The organism is Bradyrhizobium sp. CCGE-LA001 (assembly GCF_000296215.2).
Taxonomy (GTDB): Bacteria; Pseudomonadota; Alphaproteobacteria; order Rhizobiales; family Xanthobacteraceae; genus Bradyrhizobium.
The window spans coordinates 2,137,600-2,156,306 of sequence record NZ_CP013949.1; the positions used below are offsets into that span (position 1 = coordinate 2,137,600).

An 18,707-nucleotide genomic window follows, 5' to 3' on the forward strand; every position below is an offset into this window, starting at 1 on the left:
AGGGCTGGTTTGCTAAACGTTCGACCCGTGGATGGCATCGATCACCGCATCGGTGACCTCCTTCGTCGTCGCCTTGCCGCCGACGTCGGGTGTCAGCACGCCGGCGGCGCAGACGCGCTCGACGGCGGCCATCAGCCGTGACGCCGCGTCGTTCTCGCCGAGATGTTCGAGCATCTGAACACCGGTCCAGAAGGTTGCGATCGGGTTGGCGATGCCCTTGCCGGTGATGTCGAAGGCCGAGCCGTGGATCGGCTCGAACATCGAGGGGAAGCGGCGTTGTGGGTCGATGTTGCCGGTCGGCGCCACACCGAGGCTGCCCGCCAGCGCGCCGGCGAGGTCGGAGAGGATGTCGGCGTGCAGATTGGTTGCTACGATGGTGTCGAGGCTCTTCGGATGCAGCGTCATGCGCACCGTCATGGCGTCGACCAGCATTTTGTCCCAGCTGACGTCGGGGAATTCGCCGGCGACCTCGGCTGCGATCTCGTCCCACATCACCATGCCGTGGCGCTGCGCGTTCGACTTGGTCACGACGGTCAGCAGCTTGCGCGGGCGTGATTGCGCGAGCTGGAACGCATAGCGCATGATCCTTGTCACGCCGACGCGAGTGAAGACCGCGACTTCCGTGCCGACCTCCTCCGGCAGGCCCTTGTGGGCGCGGCCGCCCATGCCGGCATATTCGCCTTCGGAATTCTCGCGCACGATCACCCAGTCGAGATCGCCGACGCCGACATTGCGCAGCGGCGAGGCCACGCCCGGCAGGATCTTTGTCGGCCGCACATTGGCGTATTGGTCGAAGCCCTGGCAGATCGGCAACCGCAAGCCCCATAGCGTGATGTGATCTGGCACGTCGGGGGCGCCGACCGCGCCGAAATAGATCGCGTCGAATTTCTTCAGCTCGCCGAGACCGTCGGCCGGCATCATCACGTCGTGCTTCTTGTAATAGTCCGAACCCCAGTCGAACGTCTTGACGTTGAAGGCGAGATCGCCGCTGCGCTTTGCCAGCGCCTCCAGCACGCGCACGCCGGCCGAGATCACCTCGGGGCCGATGCCGTCGGCGGGAATGGCAGCGATGGAATGGGTGCGCATGGAATGCTCCGTTTGAGACAACGCCGGTCTATTGGCAAATCTAAATGGGAATGCAGGGCATACTCAAGCGGCGCTGGTTTATACAAAAAAATGATATAATCCTCGTAAGGCCGCCACGACGTCATGGCCGGGCTTGACCCGGCCATCCACGCCTTCTCAGCGGCGCAAAGAACGTGGATGCCCGGGACAAGCCCGGGCACGACGATGAGGGGCGGCAGATGGAATTGCATCAGTTGCGATGCTTCGTGGCGGCGGCCGAGCAGCTGCATTTCGGGCGCGCGGCGCAGCAGCTTCAAATGCTGCCCTCCGCGCTCGGCCGGCAAATCAGGCTGCTGGAGGAGGACCTGGGAACGCGGCTGTTCGCGCGGACCACGCGCGCGGTGTCGCTCACCGAGGATGGCACGACGCTGTTGCGCGATGCCCGCGCCATCCTCGCCAAGGTCGAGGCGGCCCGGAACAATCTGCGCAACCGCTCGCGTGCGGGGGCCGCGCGGCGGCTGCGGATCGGCGCCATCGACAGCGCGGCCGCGGGATTGCTGCCGCCGCTCTTGCGCGACTTCCGCGCTGGGCATCCTGACATCGCGGTGCAGCTCCTCGAAGACAAGACCGTCCGGCTGCTGCCGAAAATCCTGAGCGGCGCACTCGATCTCGCCTTCGTCCGACCGCCTGACCGCGCCGACAAGCGGCTCGAATTCCGCGATCTGCTCCAGGAGACCGCCGTCGTAGCGCTCCCGCAGCGGCATGCGTTGGCCAAGCGAAGATCGATCACGCTGGCCGATATCGCCGGCGAAGCGATGCTGGTGCCCGACCGGCGCTCGCGGCCGCACAGCCACGACCTCACGGTCAAGTTGTTCGAGCGGTCCGGCTTGACGCCGCGCATCGTCCAGGTCGCCGACGAGAAGCAGACCATCATCAATTTGGTCGCAACCAAGCTCGGGGTCGCGATCGTGCCACGCTGGACCGCGCGAATGGCGGTGTCGGGCGTTCGCTTCGTGCCGCTCAGGTCGAAAGAGAGCGGTCCCGCCGGCCGCCTGCCGCTCGCCGCCGCTTGGCTGCGCGGCTCGCGCGATCCGGCCCGGGACGCCATGTTGGCGGTGCTCGCAGCGCGCCTGCGCAGCTATGCGCGCGAGGCCTGAGGGGCTATGACATTGACTTGGACAGAGGGTGGCCGATGACGAGGGATCAGAAAGCTTCGAACCGATTGCGGGTCGCCATTGCGGGCTTGGGCTCGATCGGCACCAAGATCGCGGCCGCGCTCGATCAGGGCATTGAGGGGCTGATCCTCTCGGCCGTCGCCGTGCGCGACCCCGCCAAGCATCAAACCTTCCTGAGCGGCCTTCGCCGTCCGCCGCAGGTGCTGCCGATCGACCAACTCGGCGAGGCCGCGGACATCGTGGTCGAATGCGCACCGAGCAGCCAGTTGCGTGCGATCGTCGAGCCGGCGGTGCGGCGCGGCAAGTCCGCGGTCGTCGTCAGCGTCGGCGGTCTGCTCGACAATTTCGACCTCGTCGATCTCGCCCGCGCCAAGGGCGGCCGCATCGTCGTGCCGACCGGCGCGCTGATCGGACTCGATGCCGTCAATGCCGCCGCAATCGGCACCATTCATTCCGTGAAGATGGTGACGCGCAAGCCGATCGACGGCTTGAAGGGCGCGCCGTTCATCGTCGAGAACAACATCGACATCGACAATCTGCGTGAGCCGCTCAAATTGTTCGAGGGGAGCGCACGCGAGGCCGCAAAGGGCTTTCCGGCGAACGTCAATGTCGCCGTTGCGCTGTCGCTGGCGGGCATCGGCCCCGATCGTACCCTGATCCAGGTTTGGGCCGACCCGACCGTGACGCGCAACGTTCACCGCATCGAGGTCGAGGCGGATTCCGCTCGCTTCTCGATGGGGATCGAAAACATCCCGTCCGAGAATCCCAAGACCGGTCTGATCACTGCGCTCTCGGTCATAGCGCTGCTGCGCAAGCAGCGCGCCACGCTGTGTGTGGGGACGTGAAGCTTACGCGCCCGTGACGCGCCAGATCACGTTGCCGACGTCGTCGGCCATCAGCAGCGATGTCTTGTCGGGGCCGACCACGACGCCGACCGGGCGGCCGTAGGATTCCTTCTCGTCCGGCGACAGGAAGCCCGACAGGATGTCGCGACCGGGGCCGGACGGCTTGCCATTCTCGAACGGAATGAACACCAGCTTGTAACCGGACAGCGTGCTGCGATTCCACGAGCCGTGCTGGCCGATCACCATGCCGTCTCCGAAGCCGGGCAGGGTGCCCGCAGGCATCCAGCACAGGCCGAGCGAGGCCGTGTGGCCGCCGAGCGCGTAGTCCGGTTGCAGCGCCTTGGCGACCATCGCCGGATCCTGCGGCACGCGGTCGTCCACCGTCTTGCCCCAGTAGCAATAGGGCCAGCCATAGAAGCCGCCGTCGCGCACGGAGGTGAGATAATCCGGCGGCGTCTCGTCGCCGAGACCGTCGCGCTCGTTGACGACGGTCCAGAGCACGTTCGTATTCGGCTCCCATGCGAGCCCCACGGGATTGCGCAGGCCGGCGCCGAAAATGCGATGCGTGCCGGCGACGAGGTCGAGCTCGTAGACCGCGGCGCGACCTTGCTCGACCTCCATGCCCATCTCGGCGATGTTGCTGAGCGAGCCGACGCCGGCATAGAGCTTCTTGCCGTCGGGGCTGGCGAGCAGGCTGCGTGTCCAGTGCCCGCCCGGCTTGAACGTCGTGAGCCGCTTGCCGGGCGCGGTGATGCGATCCGCGCCGGCGACATAGGGAAACGCCATGACGCCATCGGTGTTGCCGACATAGAAGGTGTCGCCGACCAGCGCCATTCCGAACGGCTGGCTGAGGTTCTCCATGAAGGCGCCGCGAACCTCGGCAACGCCGTCGCCGTCCCTGTCGCGCAGCAGCGTGATCCGGTTGGCGGACACGCCGAGCGCGGCAGCGCGCCGCATCGTCGCCTGCATCGCGTAGTGAAATACGGTGCGCGGAGGGCTTGCGATCTGCGTCGCTTCCGCGATCAGTACGTCGCCATTGGGCAGCACCTCGATCCAGCGCGGATGGTCGAGGCCGGTTGCGAACGCATTGACCTTGAGCCCGGGCGCCACCGTCGGCTTGTGGCCCTCACGCCAGCCGCGCGCGGTCGGCATCTTCAAGGTCGGGATCGCGCCTTGCGGCTTGGCTTCGGGGATCGCTGGCGCTTGCCCCCAGGCCGGTACCGGCACGGTGCCCGACAGCTTGCGCCATTGCAGCGCGATGCCGCCGAGGAGCGCAACGAACTGCGCGAAGATGCTGGAAAAATTCATGACAAGCCCCTGTGTGCGCGCGCATCCAACTGGCAGAAGGGGCGGACGTCAACCGGTGCGGTGCGACACGAGGGTCTATTCCCGTGGAATGGCAGCCGACTGATTTTGCATGGGACGGACGCGGACGGGCTCTGCCGGGGATCAACGGCCGATCTGCCGCTCGAGCCGCCGTGCCGCACGGAAATCATCGAGGTGATGGATGTTCGGTCTCAGCGCGGCCTCCTTCGACAGGAGGTGGTAGACCCGCGCCACCGTGCGTTGCTTCTGCTTCGGCCGTCCGGGCGGCAACGCCCGCGCCTTGCGGACGGCGGCAATCGCGTGCTCGCGGAAATAATCGTAGGCGTCCGACATGGCTCGTTGCTCTGCGGCGAATAGCAGGTGTCGAGGGGCTAACGGGTGTGGGGAGAGGTGGTTCCTTGGTGCGCTGGATCTGTGCTCTTGCCCAGGACGCAGCGCAGCGCGTCTTCGCGGTGCGCTGCAGAGCCGGGGTCCATCTCGCCGAGAGCATGATCCGCGTGGTCTGCGTACCGGCTCTGCGCAGCAGCGTTGCACGCTGCAGCGCGTTCGGGACACGAGCGCAAGCCGCCCTGCTATTTCATCGCGGCGACAGGAACGGGATGATCATCGGCACGCGGCGGCAATAGGCGCCGTAGGCGTCCTCGCCGAGTTCCTTCGACAAGAACACTTCTTCCATCCGGCCCTTCTGCCACATGCCGAGCGAGATCAGGATCGCGCCGAGGATCGTGGTGACGAGGCCGATCGCGATGCCGGTGACGAGCATGCCGAAGATCAAACCGGTGTAGATCGGGTGCCGCACGATGCCGTAGGGGCCGGTGTCGATCACGCGATGATCTTCCTTGTGGGTGATGGTGTTGGACCAGAATTTTCCGAGATGCAGCCGGCCCCACCAGGCGAAGGCGATGCCGGCGATCGAGAGGATCGCGGCGATATAGATGCCGGTGTCCCCGAGCACCCAGAGCGGCTTCCAGCCCAGGATCTCCGCAATGAACGGCGTGTACAGGATACCGCCGACCAGGATCGGCAGGCGATAGCGCTGCGACTCCAGCGTCATGACCTGCTTCTTGGTCCGTCCCTGCCAGAACGACGCGCCGACCCAGCTGAGGAGAAAGGCGAGCCAAATCAGGGCGAGCAGTTGCGTCGGCCAGCTAGTGGTCCAGCCACCCCAGGCCACGGAGAAAAGCTTGCTGAAATCAAAGGGCATGAAGGTTCTTTGCGTTTAGGCGGCGGCGTCAGCTCGCGCGCGAGGAAAGCGCGTGATGCTTGATGGCGCCGGGGGCCTGCTGACCGTTACGTGCGAGCAGGTGGGTGATGGTTTCGCGCAGCACCGGCTCGATCGGACGCGGCGAATAGCCGAGCTCGTTACGGGCCTTGCCGATCGAAAGATCGCTCGCGGCCAGCGCGATGCGTACGCCCTCGGCCGTGCCGTTCGGCGCCTGGTGGGTGATGTGATCGGCGATTGATTCGAGCATGATCGCGGAGAGCTCGGCGATCCTGCCGGGCACGACGACCGGAAACTGCCGCCGGCCGCTCATCGCCGACATCATGCGCAGGATGTTGCCGAGCGGAACGCAATCGCCGCCGAGAATGTAGCGTTGGCCGAGACGGCCACGCTCCATGGTCAGCACGAGGCCCATGGCGACGTCGCGGACGTCGACAAGGTTGACCAGGAAGTTGAGATGCGGCTGCACCTTTTTCTGCAGGAAGTACCAGAGCATCGCGGTCGGCGGCGTCAGATTGTGGTCGGCAGCCCCGATCGGCATGGTCGGCGTGCCGATCACGAGCGGAAAGCCGTCGGCCGCAGCCTTGGCCGCACAATGCTCGGCAAGCGATTTCGAGCGCGTATAGGCGCCGGGCATCGCCTCGGCCGGCTGGAGCGCCTCCTCCGCGGGAACACCGTTCAGCTCGGAGTAGGGGAACAGGATCGATTCGGTCGAGCAGTGCAGGAAGCGCGACACGCCGCGCTTCATCGCGGCCGCGAGCACGATCTCGGTACCGCGGCAATTGACCTCGTGAAAGTCCTGCTTGCTGGGGACCCACATGCCGGGCAGGCCGGCGAGGTGATAAACTTGGTCGACGCCGGCGAGTGCGGCATCGACCGCGTCGCGGTCCAAGACCGAGGCGTGGGCATATTCGACGTCCGCATTTGCCGCGGCCGGCGGACGAACATCGAGAACCCGCACCCGCTGCCCACGGGCGCGGAGCGCTTCTACGAGATGATGTCCGATGAAGCCGCTGCCACCGGTAACCAGTACGAGAGCCATGAAGTCGGTTTGCTGTTTCGCTTCTGGAGTTTATCGGGTCGAAAGGGAATTGGTCGGAAGAGGCCCCAGAATCGCGGCAAGGTCGCGACGGAAGCCCAGTGCAATGAATAATTTTGCCATCACGAACATCGGTCCAAGCAAAAGATGCGAGGGAAAAGTGAAGAGCGAGGCCTCGCGTCCCTCGAAAACCTTGTGGCCGATGGCTTGCGCCGCGAGGCCGAGGGCCACCAGCACGGCGAAAATCGCCCACATCACCATCGTGCCGACTTGCGACGCGATGGTGCTCGCAATCGAAAACAGCACGATGGATACCGCCAGAATGCCGAGCCCGAGCCCGGCGTCGAGCAGCAGCCAATAGACCAGAACCGGCAGCGCCAGGATCACCGCGAGGCTGACGTCGAATCCGAACAGTGGCAGCTTGACCAGCGTCAACGGCATGACAGCGCCCGTGAACAGCAGGAGGATGCCGACCACATGCATCGCGGTGTTCCGGGGATCGCGATGGTACTCGACGTAGACGGCAAGTTGGCGCTGAAAAAAGCCACCCATTTCGGTCTCATGCAACACGGGGTCGGGGGAAGGGCGAACAGAGGCTATAGCACCTGATAGAGCGGTGCACAAACCGGCGCAATTGTCGCGCGAAACCACGCTGTTGCGCTGTGAGACAGGTCACAAAACGGTCAGGACTTCAAGGGGTTCCGCTCCAGCCGCGACGTGCGCGCTCAGCGCTTCTTGGCAGGCTTTTTCGCCGCAGGCGCAGGGGTCGCCGCCGGATGCGCAGGCTCCTCCGGCAGCTTGGCGTAAGTGAGGATTTGCAACTGGCCGTTGACGGCTGAGGTCGGCTTGGCCCGATCGAGAAACTGTTCCTCGCCGAGGCCGATCGGATGCAGCCGCTTGGTCGAGATCTTGAACGTGTTCACCAGCACGTCGCGGATCGCATCGGCCCGGCGCTGGCTCAGGATCGCATTGGCCTCGCGTGTCTTCGAATTGGACTCGACATGGCCGACGATCAGGAATGTGTAGGGCAGCAGCGAGGAATGCACCAGCGCGTCCGCGATGCGGCCGACGGTCTGGTAGGACGATGGTTGGATGATCGGCGTGTCGGCGTCGAACTGGATCTGCGCGTTGAAGGCGGGCAGTTTGGCGAGGTCGGGTGCGATCAGCGCCCGGTTCACCGGACCGGGATCGTTCTTGATCCTGGTCTTGGCGCGCTCCATCACCTGCTGCTTCAGTGCGTGAAGATCGACCTCGGCGGCTTGCTCGAATTGGTTCAGCTTGGCGACGATGTCGTCGCGGGTCGGTGCCGCCGTCTGCGCGCGTGCGGCGCCGGCCAGCAGAGCGAAGCCAAGCGCCATGCCAAGTCCCGCGATGGCGAGCCCCTTCGCGCGCATCAGCGATACCCCGCGTCGTCGATGGCCTTGAGGCAGTTGTTGCTGATGCCCTTGGGCGTCGAGACCAGGCAGGGGACCGACTTGCTGGTCTCCTTTGTGGAGCCGCCGCAGACCTTGACGATCTCGCGCTGGCAGGCGTTCGCCACCGTGACGCGCGCGGCGACACGCTTCTGGATGGCATCGAAGACGCCGAGATAGTCGCTCGCGCATTGCGGAGAGAGCACGTCGCGGTTGCGCGACAGGCACTCCTTCAGCCGGTTGGAATCCGGGTTGACGCCGCGGCAATTGGCAACGATTTCCGCCCCGCAGCTGGCCGCCAGCTTTCCGATCGAATCGCCAAAGCTCATCGTCTGCGCCGCTGCAAGCGACGGCATCCCCAGTGTAAGCGCGATCAGTATGACGGAGCCCCGGACCATGGGGTGCATCTGATACGGGGAAGTTCGCGGTGGTCAAGGCCTGTTCGGACCAGAACTGGCGAGAGTCCGGCGAGTGCGGCGCACAGTCCTCACTCGGTAGCGTCGGTGCGGGGCGGCCATTCGATCAGGACGGGGGTGTGTTTCCCCAGATCGTCGGCAAACTCCGGATCGGCCTTGAGTTCGTCCAGCGTCCGCGGCGGGGGAAGCTGGCGGCCGTCCGCGATCAACTCCTGCGCATAGAATGCGAGCGCCTCGGGCGCGTTCTCCAAGGCCTCGTCGATGTCATCGCCGCCGGAGATGCAGCCGGGCAGGTCGGGAAACCACAAGCTGACGGCCTCGTCAGGGCCGGCATCTTCGATGATGGCGACATAGTGAGCCACGCCGGGCCTCACGCCCGCTGCACGAAGCTGTCTACGACCTTCTTCTCGCCGGCCTTGTCGAAGGCGATGGTGAGCTTGTTGCCGTCGATCTTGGTGACGCGGCCATAGCCGAATTTCTGGTGGAAGACGCGGTCGTCCAGCGCAAATTCCGAGGTCGTGCCCGTGGACTTGGCGACCAGTTCGCCTTCGATCGTCAGGGGCCCGCGGCGGCGCGAGGAGAAGCTTCCGAAATCGGGCGAGGCCGACGACGAAAACGGGGCGGTATCTTCCTCGAACCCGCCGCTTCTGCCGCCGCCCCGGTTGCGGTTGGCCTGCGCCCGCTGCCAGCCCGGCGTCGAATAGCTGGAGCCGAACGCCTCCATGTCGTCGAAGCGCGAGGCGCCGTAGCCGCCGCTGCCGCCCCAGCCGGAGCCGCCCTTGGATTCCGTGATCTCGACATTGGCCGCCGGCAATTCGTCGAGGAAGCGCGACGGGATCGTGGTCGACCAGGTGCCATGGATCCGCCGGTTGGTCGCGAAGTAGATTTTCGCGCGGCGGCGGGCGCGGGTCAGGCCGACATGGCCGAGCCGGCGCTCTTCTTCCAGCCCGGCGCGGCCCTGTTCGTCCAGCGTGCGCTGGCTCGGGAACAAGCCTTCTTCCCAGCCGGGCAGGAACACGTTGTCGAATTCCAGGCCCTTGGCCGAATGTAGCGTCATCAGCGACACCGCATCGTCCTCGGCCCCGCCCTCGCGGTCCATCACCAATGAGATGTGCTCGAGGAACCCTTGCAGATTCTCGAACTCCTCCATCGAGCGCACGAGCTCTTTCAGGTTCTCCAGCCGGCCCGCAGCATCCGCCGAACGGTCCTTCTGCCACATCTCGGTATAGCCGCTCTCGTCGAGCACGATCTGGGCGAGGTCCGTATGCGCGGTGACCTCGCGCTGGGCGCGCCAGCGGTCGAACTGGGTGATGAGATCGCGCAAGGAACCGCGCGCCTTCGGCTTCAGCTCGTCGGTCTCGACCACGGCGCGCGCTGCCTCGAACAGGGGGATGCGGCGCTTGCGGGCGTGATCGTGCAGCATCTGCACGGTGGCGTCACCAAGGCCGCGCTTCGGCGTATTGACGATGCGCTCGAAGGCGAGGTCGTCGGCCGGCGAATTGATGACGCGCAGATAAGCCAGCGCGTCCCGGATCTCGGCACGCTCGTAGAAGCGCGGACCGCCGATGACGCGGTAGGGCAGGCCGAGCGTGACGAAACGGTCTTCGAACTCGCGCATCTGGTAGGAGGCGCGGACGAGGATGGCGATCTCGTTGAGCTTCTCGCCCTGGCGCTGCAGCTGTTCGATCTCCTCTCCGATGCCGCGGGCTTCCTCTTCGGAATCCCACGAGCCCGTCACAGTGACCTTCTCGCCATCGTGATCCTCGGTGCGCAGCGTCTTGCCGAGCCGGCCTTCGTTGTGGGCGATCAGATGCGAGGCGGCGGCGAGGATGTGGCCGGTCGAGCGATAATTGCGCTCGAGGCGGATGACTTTCGCGCCAGGGAAATCGTGCTCGAAGCGCAGGATGTTGTCGACCTCGGCGCCGCGCCAGCCGTAGATCGACTGGTCGTCGTCGCCGACGCAGCAGATGTTTTTGACGTGGACTTTTTCAGCGCCCGGAATGGGCAATGCATTGTCTTGGTCGTCACCGGGCCGACGCGAAGCGTCGAGACCCGGTGATCCATCTTCTGAAGAAGCGCTGGATTGCCGGGTCAAGCCGGGCAATGACGAGCCGGAAGACGGCGCCTGCGAAAGCAGCCGCAGCCACAGATACTGCGCGACGTTGGTGTCCTGATATTCGTCGACCAGGATATATTTGAAGCGCTGCTGGTACTGCCGCAGGATATCCGGGTGCTCGCGGAAGATGCGGATGTTCTCCAGCAGCAGATCGCCGAAATCGGCGGCGTTCAAAATCTTCAGCCGCTCCTGGTAGCTCGCATAGAGCTTGCCGCCCTTGCCGTTGGCGAAGATCGCGGCTTCGCCGGAGGGCACCTGCGAGGGCATCAGGCCGCGATTCTTCCAGCCGTCGATCAGGCCGGCCAGCATGCGCGCCGGCCAGCGCTTGTCGTCGATGTTCTCGGCCTGGAGCAGCTGCTTCAAGAGCCGCACCTGGTCGTCGACGTCGAGCACGGTGAAGTTCGACTTGAGCTGTGCCAGCTCGGCATGAAAACGCAGGATGCGTCCGCCGATGGAATGGAAGGTGCCGAGCCACGGCATGCCCTCCACCGCATGGCCGAGCATCTGGCCGAGCCGGTGCTTCATCTCGCGCGCGGCCTTGTTGGTGAAGGTCACCGACAGAATTTCGGCCGGGCGGGCGCCGCCCTGGCTCAGGATGTGGGCGATGCGCGTGGTCAGGACGCGGGTCTTGCCGGTACCGGCGCCGGCCAGCACCAGGACCGGCCCATCCAGCGTCTCCACCGCCTCGCGCTGCTCCGGATTGAGTCCCGAGAGGTATTTCGGGCCCACGGAGGCGCGCGCACGCGCGGCGATGCCGCCGGCTGCGGGCTGGTGGTCGGGGACGGCTGTGATCTTGCTCGGCTCGGTCATGCGAATCATTGGCCCCACGATGGCACCGCGGGGTGGTGGAAGGGAGCCTTCTTAACAGGGATTGGTGCCTATATGGGGCGGCCGGGCGAGGTTTTCCACGTGCGCGGCGGGCCGATTTGTTCCGCTCAGCGCGACGAATTTCGCGCCTGGATGGGCCGGAACAATCGTTCCCGCCTTGAGATTGTCTGAGCAGGTGGCGCGGCCAGCCGCGCCGACGTTGGACAACATCAAGACGAGGGTTTGACCATGCTAGGCTGGGTTGTGACGTTTCTCGTTATCGCACTGATCGCCGGTATCCTTGGCTTTGGCGGCATCGCCGGCGCTTCGATCGAAATCGCCAAGATCATCTTCTTCATCGCGGTCGTTCTGTTCCTGGTCTCGGCCGTGGTCGGCCTGGCCCGCGGCCGCAACAGAATATAGCGACTACCGCTTTGAGGGCATCGCCACGTTCCGGCCGATGCCCTCCGGTCGCGCCACAGAGCTGTGGGCCTTCGTGACCGCAGCGATACGCTCGCGGATGTCGGGCGGAAACGGCGCAACGCGCCGCGCCGTCATGTCCATGTGCAGCGACATGTTCTCCGACGTCGCCGACAACCAGCCTTCGCTGGCGTGACGCATCTCCTCGAACGTGTGCAGGCGCTTGTCGTCGGCCTCCAGCAGCCAGACGAGGATCTGCACGGGATCGCCGAGGTGAATTTCCCGCAAGTACCGCACATGGCATTCGGCGGTGAAGGTCGAGCCGCCGCGCTCCTTCATGTAGCCGGGCCCGATCCCGAGCTCGAGCCAGAGCTGGTCGATCGCGCGGTCGAACATCACGTTGTAATAGGCCATGTTGAGATGGCCGTTATAGTCGATCCATTGCGGCTCGATCTGCATGATCGAGGCGCGAAACGGCTCTGCTTGGGGCGCTGAGGCGGCGGTCTCCGGCATGTTTCTTCCTGTTATAGGTCCGATCGCTTGACTTGACCGGTTTTATGTCCTTTGCCACGGTTTCTTCTGTCGGGAGGAATATCCGTGGGCACCACCATCACCAATAATCCGCCGCGGCCGGAGCCGAAAGCCCTCGCAAGCGCGCTGGAGCAGCTTGCCGCACGGTTCGGCAACCGCCTCGTCACCTCGCAGGCCGTCCGCGAGCAGCACGGCCATACCACGACATGGATCGTCAACCAGCCGCCCGACGGCGTGGTGATGGCGCAGGAGACCGCCGACATCCAGGACGTGGTGCGTATATGCGCGAAGAACCGCGTGCCCGTCATTCCTTTCGGCACCGGCACCTCGCTCGAAGGCCAGGTCAACGCTCCGGCCGGCGGCATCTCCATCGACCTGCGCGATATGAACAAGGTGCTCGCGGTGCATGCCGAGGATCTCGACTGCGTGATCCAGCCCGGCGTCACCCGCAAGGCGCTCAACGAGCATCTGCGCGACCAGGGCCTGTTCTTCCCGATCGATCCCGGCGCGGATGCCTCGCTCGGCGGCATGGCCTCGACCCGTGCTTCCGGCACCAATGCGGTGCGCTACGGCACCATGCGCGATAGCGTGCTGGCGCTGAAGGTGGTGCGCGGCGACGGCGAGATCATCACCACGGGCACGCGCGCCAAGAAATCATCCGCCGGCTATGACCTCACCCATCTGTTCGTCGGCGCCGAGGGCACCCTCGGCATCATCTCCGAATTGACCATCCGCCTGCGCGGCATCCCCGAGACGATCGCGGCCGGCGCGGTGTCGTTCGAGACCGTGCACGGCGCCTGCCAGGCCGTGATCCTGGCGATCCAGACCGGCATTCCCGTGGCGCGCATCGAGCTGCTCAACGCCGCGCAGGTGCAGGCCTGCAATGCCTACTCCAAGCTGACGCTGCCGGAGACGCCGCTCTTGCTGATGGAATTCCACGGCAGCGAGATCGAAGTCGCCGAGCAGTCCAAGGCCTTCGGCGAGATCGCGAAGGAATGTGGCGGCGGGGATTTCTCCTGGACCACCAAGCCCGAGGACCGCACCAAGCTGTGGCAGGCGCGGCACGACGCCTATTGGTCGGTGAAGGCGCTGCGCCCCGGTGACAGCATCGGCGTGGTCGCAACCGACGTCTGCGTGCCGATCTCGCGGCTCGCCGATTGCGTCAGCGAGACCGAGGAAGATCTCAAGCGCCTCAATCTGCTGTCGCCGATCGTCGGCCATGTCGGCGACGGCAATTTCCATTGCTCGCTGGTCTGCGACGTCAACGACGCCGACGAGATGGCGCGCGGCGAGGAGTTCATGCATTGCCTGGTCGAGCGCGCGCAGGCGATGGACGGCACTTGCACCGGCGAGCACGGCATCGGCCAGGGCAAGCAGAAATATCTCGAGGCCGAGCTCGGCCCTGAGGCGCTGGATGCGATGCGGGCGCTGAAGAAGGCGCTCGATCCGCTCAACATCTTTAACCCCGGCAAGATCGTGCCGGCGGCGTAGCGAGCCGGATGCCGTTTGCGTCCCGGGCTCAGTATCGCCGGTAGTCGCCGCGATAATGGTCGCCGCCGCGACCGCCGCCCATGCCAAGCCCGATTCCGACACCGATGCCGATACCCTGCATCACGGCGGCGGGCGGCGGGCCGGGGGGTGGCGCGCGTTCGTAGACCACCTCCTCGGGCGGCGGGCGGCGCTTGGGCGGGGTCTCCACGACCTTGCGCTTCGGCGGCGTGTCGTCGACGCGCTTCTTGATGATCGGCGGCACGCTCGGATTGACGGGCGTTGCCGGCGGTGTCGGCGTCGAGCACGGGCAGGTCGGCGCCATCGCGACGGCGACTGGCACGGGCGTCGCAGCGACGGCAGCCGGCTGGCCATAGTTGCGGTTCTGCACGCGGAGCAGCAGCCTGCGCGCGGTCGCGGCGAGGTCGCTGTTGTCCCAATTCGCAAGATAGGCCTCGAACGAGGCGCGGGTGTTGATTGCCGTGGCGCGCTCCCAGGCCAGCATCTGGCGGCGGCGCTCGAGCACCGTGCGCAGGCGCGGCGTGCGGGTGTCCTGGGTGTAGAGCTCGATATAGGCCTGATAAGCCTCCACGGTGTCCTCGGTGATCACGAGCTCATAGGCGACCATGGCAGGCTTGCCGCGCAATTCCTTGCGCCAGTCATCGAGGCTGCGCGTGCCGCCGGCGAGCGCCATCGCGGATGCGCCGGGAAGGGAAGGCGTGCTGCTGCTGCTCTCGCCGAAGAACCTGAAGTCGGTGGTCAGCGACGAGCTTTCCCAGGGAATCTGCCGGCCGTCGGTCGATTGCGCCACCGCAACGCGGATGCGTTTGAACACTTCCTCGATCGGCAGATTGGGCTGCTTGGCGACCGTCAGCACGGCCGCGGTGTAGGGGCTGTCGACGCCGTTGCCGTCCTCGGCTTCGGCGCCGGGCGAGGTCGAATAGGAGATGAAGGAGCCGGGCGCCCCGGCCTTGGTGTCGACGATCGCAAGCCCGTGGCCGGCACCGCGGAGCGCGGGGAACGGATTGTTGCGGCAGGCATCGAGCATGAAGATGCGCGCCCGCGTGGGCAGCGCGCCCAGCGTGTTGAGCATGTCGTTCAGCCGCACGCCCTGGAGCGGGATGTCGGCCTCGCGCTTGGGATCGAGATCGACGGGGACGAGATAGTTCTCGCCATCGATCTGCAGGCCATGGCCGGCATAGAACACCAGGGCGACGGTATCGGCGCCGGCGGCGCTGACCTTGCCGGCGAAATCCGAGATCGCGGCGCGCATCTCGGTCTGTGCCAGATTGGCGACCGTGGTGACGGTGAAGCCGGCATTGCCGAGCAGCTCCGTCATGCCCTTGGCGTCGTTGGCGGCATTGGGCAGTTCCGGCACCGTGCGATAGGCGGATTGGCCGATCACCAGCGCGAGCCGCGCTTCGGCGGCAGCATCGGTTGGTGTCATCATCTGTGTGAGCGCAAGAAGACCGGACGCAAGCAGCATATTGGAAAAGACTGGACGGCGCATGATGTCACCTCCAACGGCAATGCGCACGATGATGTCACTTTTTCTAGGGGGCCACCATGAGTCCGTCTGTGCTCTGGATCACGGTCCGCCGCGACAAAATGGGGCAGGTCCTCGGCCGGGACGGATGGGAATCGCTCGGGGCGCATCCATGTGAATTGCGCATTGATCCATGCTCCAATTGGATTGATGCCGTGTCCTCGCGAAGGGATGTCCTTCACAGGCTGATCGTCGTTGCGAATCCTCGGCAATTCTAGTCGTTTCGCTGCAGTGGCGGATTGCAGACGCGCGCGGGGCGCGGTTCGGATGCGGCCGGCGGCATGCTTGCCTGTCCCGTCGCTTTGGCCATACAGTCCGCGCAACAGGCTGCGGCAACGACCGCGGCGAACAAAAAAGACAACGTGGGAGAGACCGCGCCATGACCATTGTGCCCGTGAACCGCCGCGCGTTCATCAGGTCATCCGCGGCGGTCACCGCCGGTCTCGTGCTTTCCCCCGCCATCATCGGCCGCGCCGAAGCCGCGACCTTGAAGCTGAAATGCTCCTCCTCGCTGCCGAACGATCCCAAATTCGCCAACGGCCGCGTCTATTATGACAATCTCGTCAAGAGCCTGAAGGCGAACGGGCTCGGTGAGCAGATCGAGGTCGCGTTCTTCCCCGACAACCAGCTCGGGCAGGAGATCGACGTCATCAACTCGGTGAAGCTCGGCGTCATCGACCTCATGGTATCGGGCTCGTCGATCTCGGCCAATCTGGTGCCGCTCGTCGGCACCTTCGATCTCGGCTTCCTGTTCTCGAGCTTCCCGCAGCAGACCAAGGCCTTCGAGGCTGGCGCCGCCAAGCCGATTGAGGACGCGCTGCTCAAGGGCGGCAATATCCGCATCATCGCCTGGGCCTACAATTTCGGCTCGCGTAGCGTGCTGGCGAAGAAGCCGGTGAAGACGCCGGAGGATCTCGCCGGCCTCAAGATCAGGACGCTGCCCAATCCCGTCATCACGGAATGCCTGCGGCTGATGGGCGCCGCCGCGACGCCGCTGGCGTTCGGCGAGATCTACACCGCCTTGCAGGCCGGCGTGCTCGACGGCCTCGAGCACGATCCGCCGACGATCCTCGCCAGCAAATTCTTCGAAACCGCAAAATTTTACGCGCTGACGCAGCACAATTTCTCGCCGCTCGCGATCTATTTCAGCGACATGACCTACAACCGCATGGATCCCAAGCTGCGCGAGGGCTTCCTCGATTCCGCCAAGAAGGCCGCAGCCGACACCCGTGCTCATGGGCTTGCGGTCGAGAAGGAGGCGCTGGCGGCCTTGACCGAGAAGGGCGTGACGGTGGCCGAATGCGATCGCGAGGCGTTCAAGAAGCGCGTCGCGCCGCAAACCGAGAACTTCATCAAGACGCGGCCTGACTCCAAGGCCGTCATCGACATCGTCCGCGCGACGCAAGCCTGAGATGACCAAATCCGACGTGGCCATCACCGCTGCCGTGCCTGTCGCGGGCGATCGCCACGGGAGCATCGCGCTGCTGCTGCGCGCCAGCGACGCGATCGCCGCCGTGCTGCTTGCTGCCGACCTCGTCGTGGTCTGCGCCTCCGTGCTGCTGCGCTTCTTCTTCAACGCGCCGGTCGAATGGTCGGATGACGTTGCGCGTGGGCTGATGGTCGGCTCGGCCTTCTTCGGCGCGGCGAGTGCGCTCGCGCGCGGCGAGAATGTCGGCGTGTCCTTCTTCCGCGATCTCTTGCCGCTGCGGCTGCGCACGCTGGTCGATGCCGCCAGCGCCCTGGTGGTCGTGCTGATCTCCGGTTACGTCGCCTACCACGCGATCAAGCTGGGCGCGCTGACGGCGGGCCAGACCACCGGCTCCGGCCTGCCGCTGGAGCTGACTTTCTACCCCATGGGCGTCGGCGCGCTGTTCATGACGGTGTTCGCGATCGATCATCTCTGCGCGCGGCCTCTTCCGGACATCCTCAGGGGCGTCGTCACCATCCTCGTCGTGTCCGGCCTCTATCTCGCCTGGGATTATCTATCGCCGTCCTCGGTGCCGTCGGCGGGCACGCTGATGTTCATCGGCTTCTTCGCCACCCTGTTCGGCGGCTTGCCGATCGGCTTTGCGCTGGCGCTGGCCGCGCTGATCTTCATCTGGGTCGAAGGCGCGCTGCCCGGCGTCATCTTCGCCCAGCAGATGGCGCGCGGCATCGACAATTTCGTGCTGCTGGCGATCCCCTTCTTCATTCTGGTCGGCTACCTCATGGAAGCCAACGGCATGTCGGTGCGGCTGATCGAGCTTTTGCAGCGCGCGGTGGGCCGAATGCGCGGCGGCCTCAACGTCGTGATGGTGGCCTCCATGGTGCTGTTCTCCGGCATCTCCGGCTCGAAGATGGCCGACGTCGCCGCGGTCGGCTCGGTGCTGATCCCGGCCGCGCGCCGCTCCAAGCAGAATCCGGGCGGCGCGGTGGCGCTGCTGGCAGCCTCAGCAGTGATGGCGGAGACCATTCCGCCCTGCATCAACCTGATCATCCTCGGCTTCGTGGCGAATTTGTCCATCGGCGGCCTGTTCGTCGCGGGACTGGTGCCGTCGGCGCTGATGGCGCTGGTGCTGATCGCGGTGTCGATCATCTTCGGCAAGCGTCCCGCGCGGGTCGAGGAGGTCGAGCCGCAGATGCCCGTCTCGGGCCTGTGGAGCGGCGCGATCGCCTCGTTCGGCCTGATCTTCATGATCTTCTTCGGCTTCAAGAGCGGCTTTGCCACCGCGACGGAGATCTCGGCATTCGCCGTCGCCTATGCGCTCGTTGTGGGGGCTGTCGTGTTCCGCGAGCTCGGTTTCAAATCGGCCGCGCACAGCTTCGTGCAGGCGGCGACGCGCGCGGGCCTCGTGCTGTTCATCGTCGCCGCCGCGCAATCGCTGGCGTTCACGCTGACCCTGCAGCAGGTGCCGCATGCGGTCGCCGATTTCATGCTCGGTCTGTCCAAGACCTCCGGCGTCTGGCTGTTCATGCTGCTGGCGATCGCCGTGCTGATCGTGATGGGCTCGGTGCTGGAGGGCGCGGCGGCGCTGATCATCTTCGGACCGCTGCTGATGCCGGTCGCCGTGCAACTCGGCATCGATTCCCTGCATTTCGGCGTCGTGCTCGTCATCGCGATGGGCATCGGCCTGTTCGCACCGCCGCTCGGGCTCGGGCTGTACGGTGCCTGCCTGATCGGCAACGTGCCGATCGAACAGACGGTGAAGCCGATCATGGGCTATCTTGGCCTCCTGTTCCTCTGCCTCCTCCTCATCGCCTTCGTGCCGTCGCTCTCGACGGCGCTACCGCGTGCGTTCGGCTATTGAGGAGACTTGAAG

Annotated in this window: 18 protein-coding genes; 6 read left to right on the top strand and 12 right to left on the bottom strand. The window is 65.5% G+C overall.

Features of this window, described 5'->3' with window-relative positions:
* Positions 1-12 precede the first annotated feature (12 nt).
* Positions 13-1,086 (bottom strand): tartrate dehydrogenase, encoded by a 1,074-nt coding sequence (locus BCCGELA001_RS10190; protein WP_060735210.1) that lies wholly within the window; start codon positions 1,084-1,086, stop codon positions 13-15.
* A gap of 218 nt (positions 1,087-1,304) precedes the next feature.
* Here BCCGELA001_RS10190 and BCCGELA001_RS10195 point away from each other — a divergent pair, with 218 nt between their 5' ends.
* Both BCCGELA001_RS10195 and BCCGELA001_RS10200 read left to right on the top strand, forming a co-directional pair.
* On the top strand, positions 1,305-2,222 hold the full coding sequence (locus BCCGELA001_RS10195; RefSeq protein WP_060735211.1) for a LysR substrate-binding domain-containing protein: 918 nt from the start codon (positions 1,305-1,307) through the stop codon (positions 2,220-2,222).
* A gap of 35 nt (positions 2,223-2,257) precedes the next feature.
* Entirely contained in the window at positions 2,258-3,085 is an 828-nt protein-coding gene (locus BCCGELA001_RS10200) for an aspartate dehydrogenase (protein WP_008556559.1), read from the top strand.
* Positions 3,086-3,088: 3 nt separating this feature from the next.
* On the opposite strand, the gene BCCGELA001_RS10205 is transcribed toward BCCGELA001_RS10200, so the two are convergent.
* The 9 genes from BCCGELA001_RS10205 to BCCGELA001_RS10245 form a co-directional block, all read right to left on the bottom strand.
* Complete coding sequence (locus tag BCCGELA001_RS10205) at positions 3,089-4,393, bottom strand: PQQ-dependent sugar dehydrogenase (protein WP_008556560.1); 1,305 nt, start codon at positions 4,391-4,393, stop codon at positions 3,089-3,091.
* 141 nt (positions 4,394-4,534) lie between these two features.
* On the bottom strand, positions 4,535-4,744 hold the full coding sequence (locus BCCGELA001_RS10210) for a hypothetical protein (protein ID WP_008556562.1): 210 nt from the start codon (positions 4,742-4,744) through the stop codon (positions 4,535-4,537).
* Positions 4,745-4,988: 244 nt separating this feature from the next.
* A complete protein-coding gene (locus BCCGELA001_RS10215) occupies positions 4,989-5,615 on the bottom strand; it encodes a methyltransferase family protein (RefSeq protein ID WP_060735212.1) in 627 nt (208 codons plus the stop codon).
* Positions 5,616-5,643: 28 nt separating this feature from the next.
* The gene (locus BCCGELA001_RS10220) at positions 5,644-6,675 is read right to left on the bottom strand and encodes an NAD-dependent epimerase/dehydratase family protein (protein WP_060735213.1); all 1,032 of its coding nucleotides are present in this window, start codon (positions 6,673-6,675) and stop codon (positions 5,644-5,646) included.
* 30 nt (positions 6,676-6,705) lie between these two features.
* A complete protein-coding gene (locus BCCGELA001_RS10225; protein ID WP_060735214.1) occupies positions 6,706-7,224 on the bottom strand; it encodes an Mpo1 family 2-hydroxy fatty acid dioxygenase in 519 nt (172 codons plus the stop codon).
* A 173-nt stretch (positions 7,225-7,397) separates the two neighbouring features.
* Complete coding sequence (locus BCCGELA001_RS10230; RefSeq protein WP_060735215.1) at positions 7,398-8,066, bottom strand: OmpA family protein; 669 nt, start codon at positions 8,064-8,066, stop codon at positions 7,398-7,400.
* Positions 8,066-8,482, bottom strand: a complete 417-nt coding sequence (locus BCCGELA001_RS10235) for a hypothetical protein (RefSeq protein WP_060735216.1) — start codon at positions 8,480-8,482, stop codon at positions 8,066-8,068. The genes BCCGELA001_RS10230 and BCCGELA001_RS10235 overlap by 1 nt, the downstream gene beginning before the upstream one ends.
* An 89-nt stretch (positions 8,483-8,571) precedes the next feature.
* Positions 8,572-8,862: a type II toxin-antitoxin system HicB family antitoxin gene (locus tag BCCGELA001_RS10240; RefSeq protein ID WP_008556581.1), complete on the bottom strand. Its 291-nt coding sequence runs from the start codon at positions 8,860-8,862 to the stop codon at positions 8,572-8,574.
* Between the two features lie 8 nt (positions 8,863-8,870).
* Positions 8,871-11,435, bottom strand: a complete 2,565-nt coding sequence (locus BCCGELA001_RS10245) for an ATP-dependent helicase (protein WP_060735217.1) — start codon at positions 11,433-11,435, stop codon at positions 8,871-8,873.
* A 237-nt stretch (positions 11,436-11,672) separates the two neighbouring features.
* On the opposite strand from BCCGELA001_RS10245, the gene BCCGELA001_RS10250 reads away from it, so the two are divergent.
* Positions 11,673-11,846 (top strand): DUF1328 domain-containing protein, encoded by a 174-nt coding sequence (locus BCCGELA001_RS10250; protein WP_008556598.1) that lies wholly within the window; start codon positions 11,673-11,675, stop codon positions 11,844-11,846.
* 3 nt (positions 11,847-11,849) lie between these two features.
* On the opposite strand, the gene BCCGELA001_RS10255 is transcribed toward BCCGELA001_RS10250, so the two are convergent.
* Positions 11,850-12,356 carry a thioesterase family protein gene (locus tag BCCGELA001_RS10255; RefSeq protein ID WP_060735218.1) on the bottom strand — a complete coding sequence of 169 codons (507 nt, stop codon included), beginning with the start codon at positions 12,354-12,356 and terminating at the stop codon, positions 11,850-11,852.
* A gap of 84 nt (positions 12,357-12,440) precedes the next feature.
* Here BCCGELA001_RS10255 and BCCGELA001_RS10260 point away from each other — a divergent pair, with 84 nt between their 5' ends.
* Positions 12,441-13,865 (top strand): FAD-binding oxidoreductase, encoded by a 1,425-nt coding sequence (locus BCCGELA001_RS10260; protein ID WP_060735219.1) that lies wholly within the window; start codon positions 12,441-12,443, stop codon positions 13,863-13,865.
* Between the two features lie 28 nt (positions 13,866-13,893).
* Here the strand turns inward: BCCGELA001_RS10260 and BCCGELA001_RS10265 are convergent, their stop codons facing one another.
* The gene (locus BCCGELA001_RS10265; RefSeq protein ID WP_060735220.1) at positions 13,894-15,372 is read right to left on the bottom strand and encodes a caspase family protein; all 1,479 of its coding nucleotides are present in this window, start codon (positions 15,370-15,372) and stop codon (positions 13,894-13,896) included.
* Between the two features lie 415 nt (positions 15,373-15,787).
* Between BCCGELA001_RS10265 and BCCGELA001_RS10270 the strand changes: the two genes are divergently transcribed.
* Together BCCGELA001_RS10270 and BCCGELA001_RS10275 are read left to right on the top strand one after the other, a co-directional pair.
* The gene (locus BCCGELA001_RS10270) at positions 15,788-16,819 is read left to right on the top strand and encodes a TRAP transporter substrate-binding protein (protein WP_008556636.1); all 1,032 of its coding nucleotides are present in this window, start codon (positions 15,788-15,790) and stop codon (positions 16,817-16,819) included.
* 1 nt (position 16,820) lies between these two features.
* Positions 16,821-18,695 carry a TRAP transporter large permease gene (locus BCCGELA001_RS10275; RefSeq protein ID WP_193409770.1) on the top strand — a complete coding sequence of 625 codons (1,875 nt, stop codon included), beginning with the start codon at positions 16,821-16,823 and terminating at the stop codon, positions 18,693-18,695.
* The last annotated feature ends 12 nt before the right edge of the window (positions 18,696-18,707 follow it).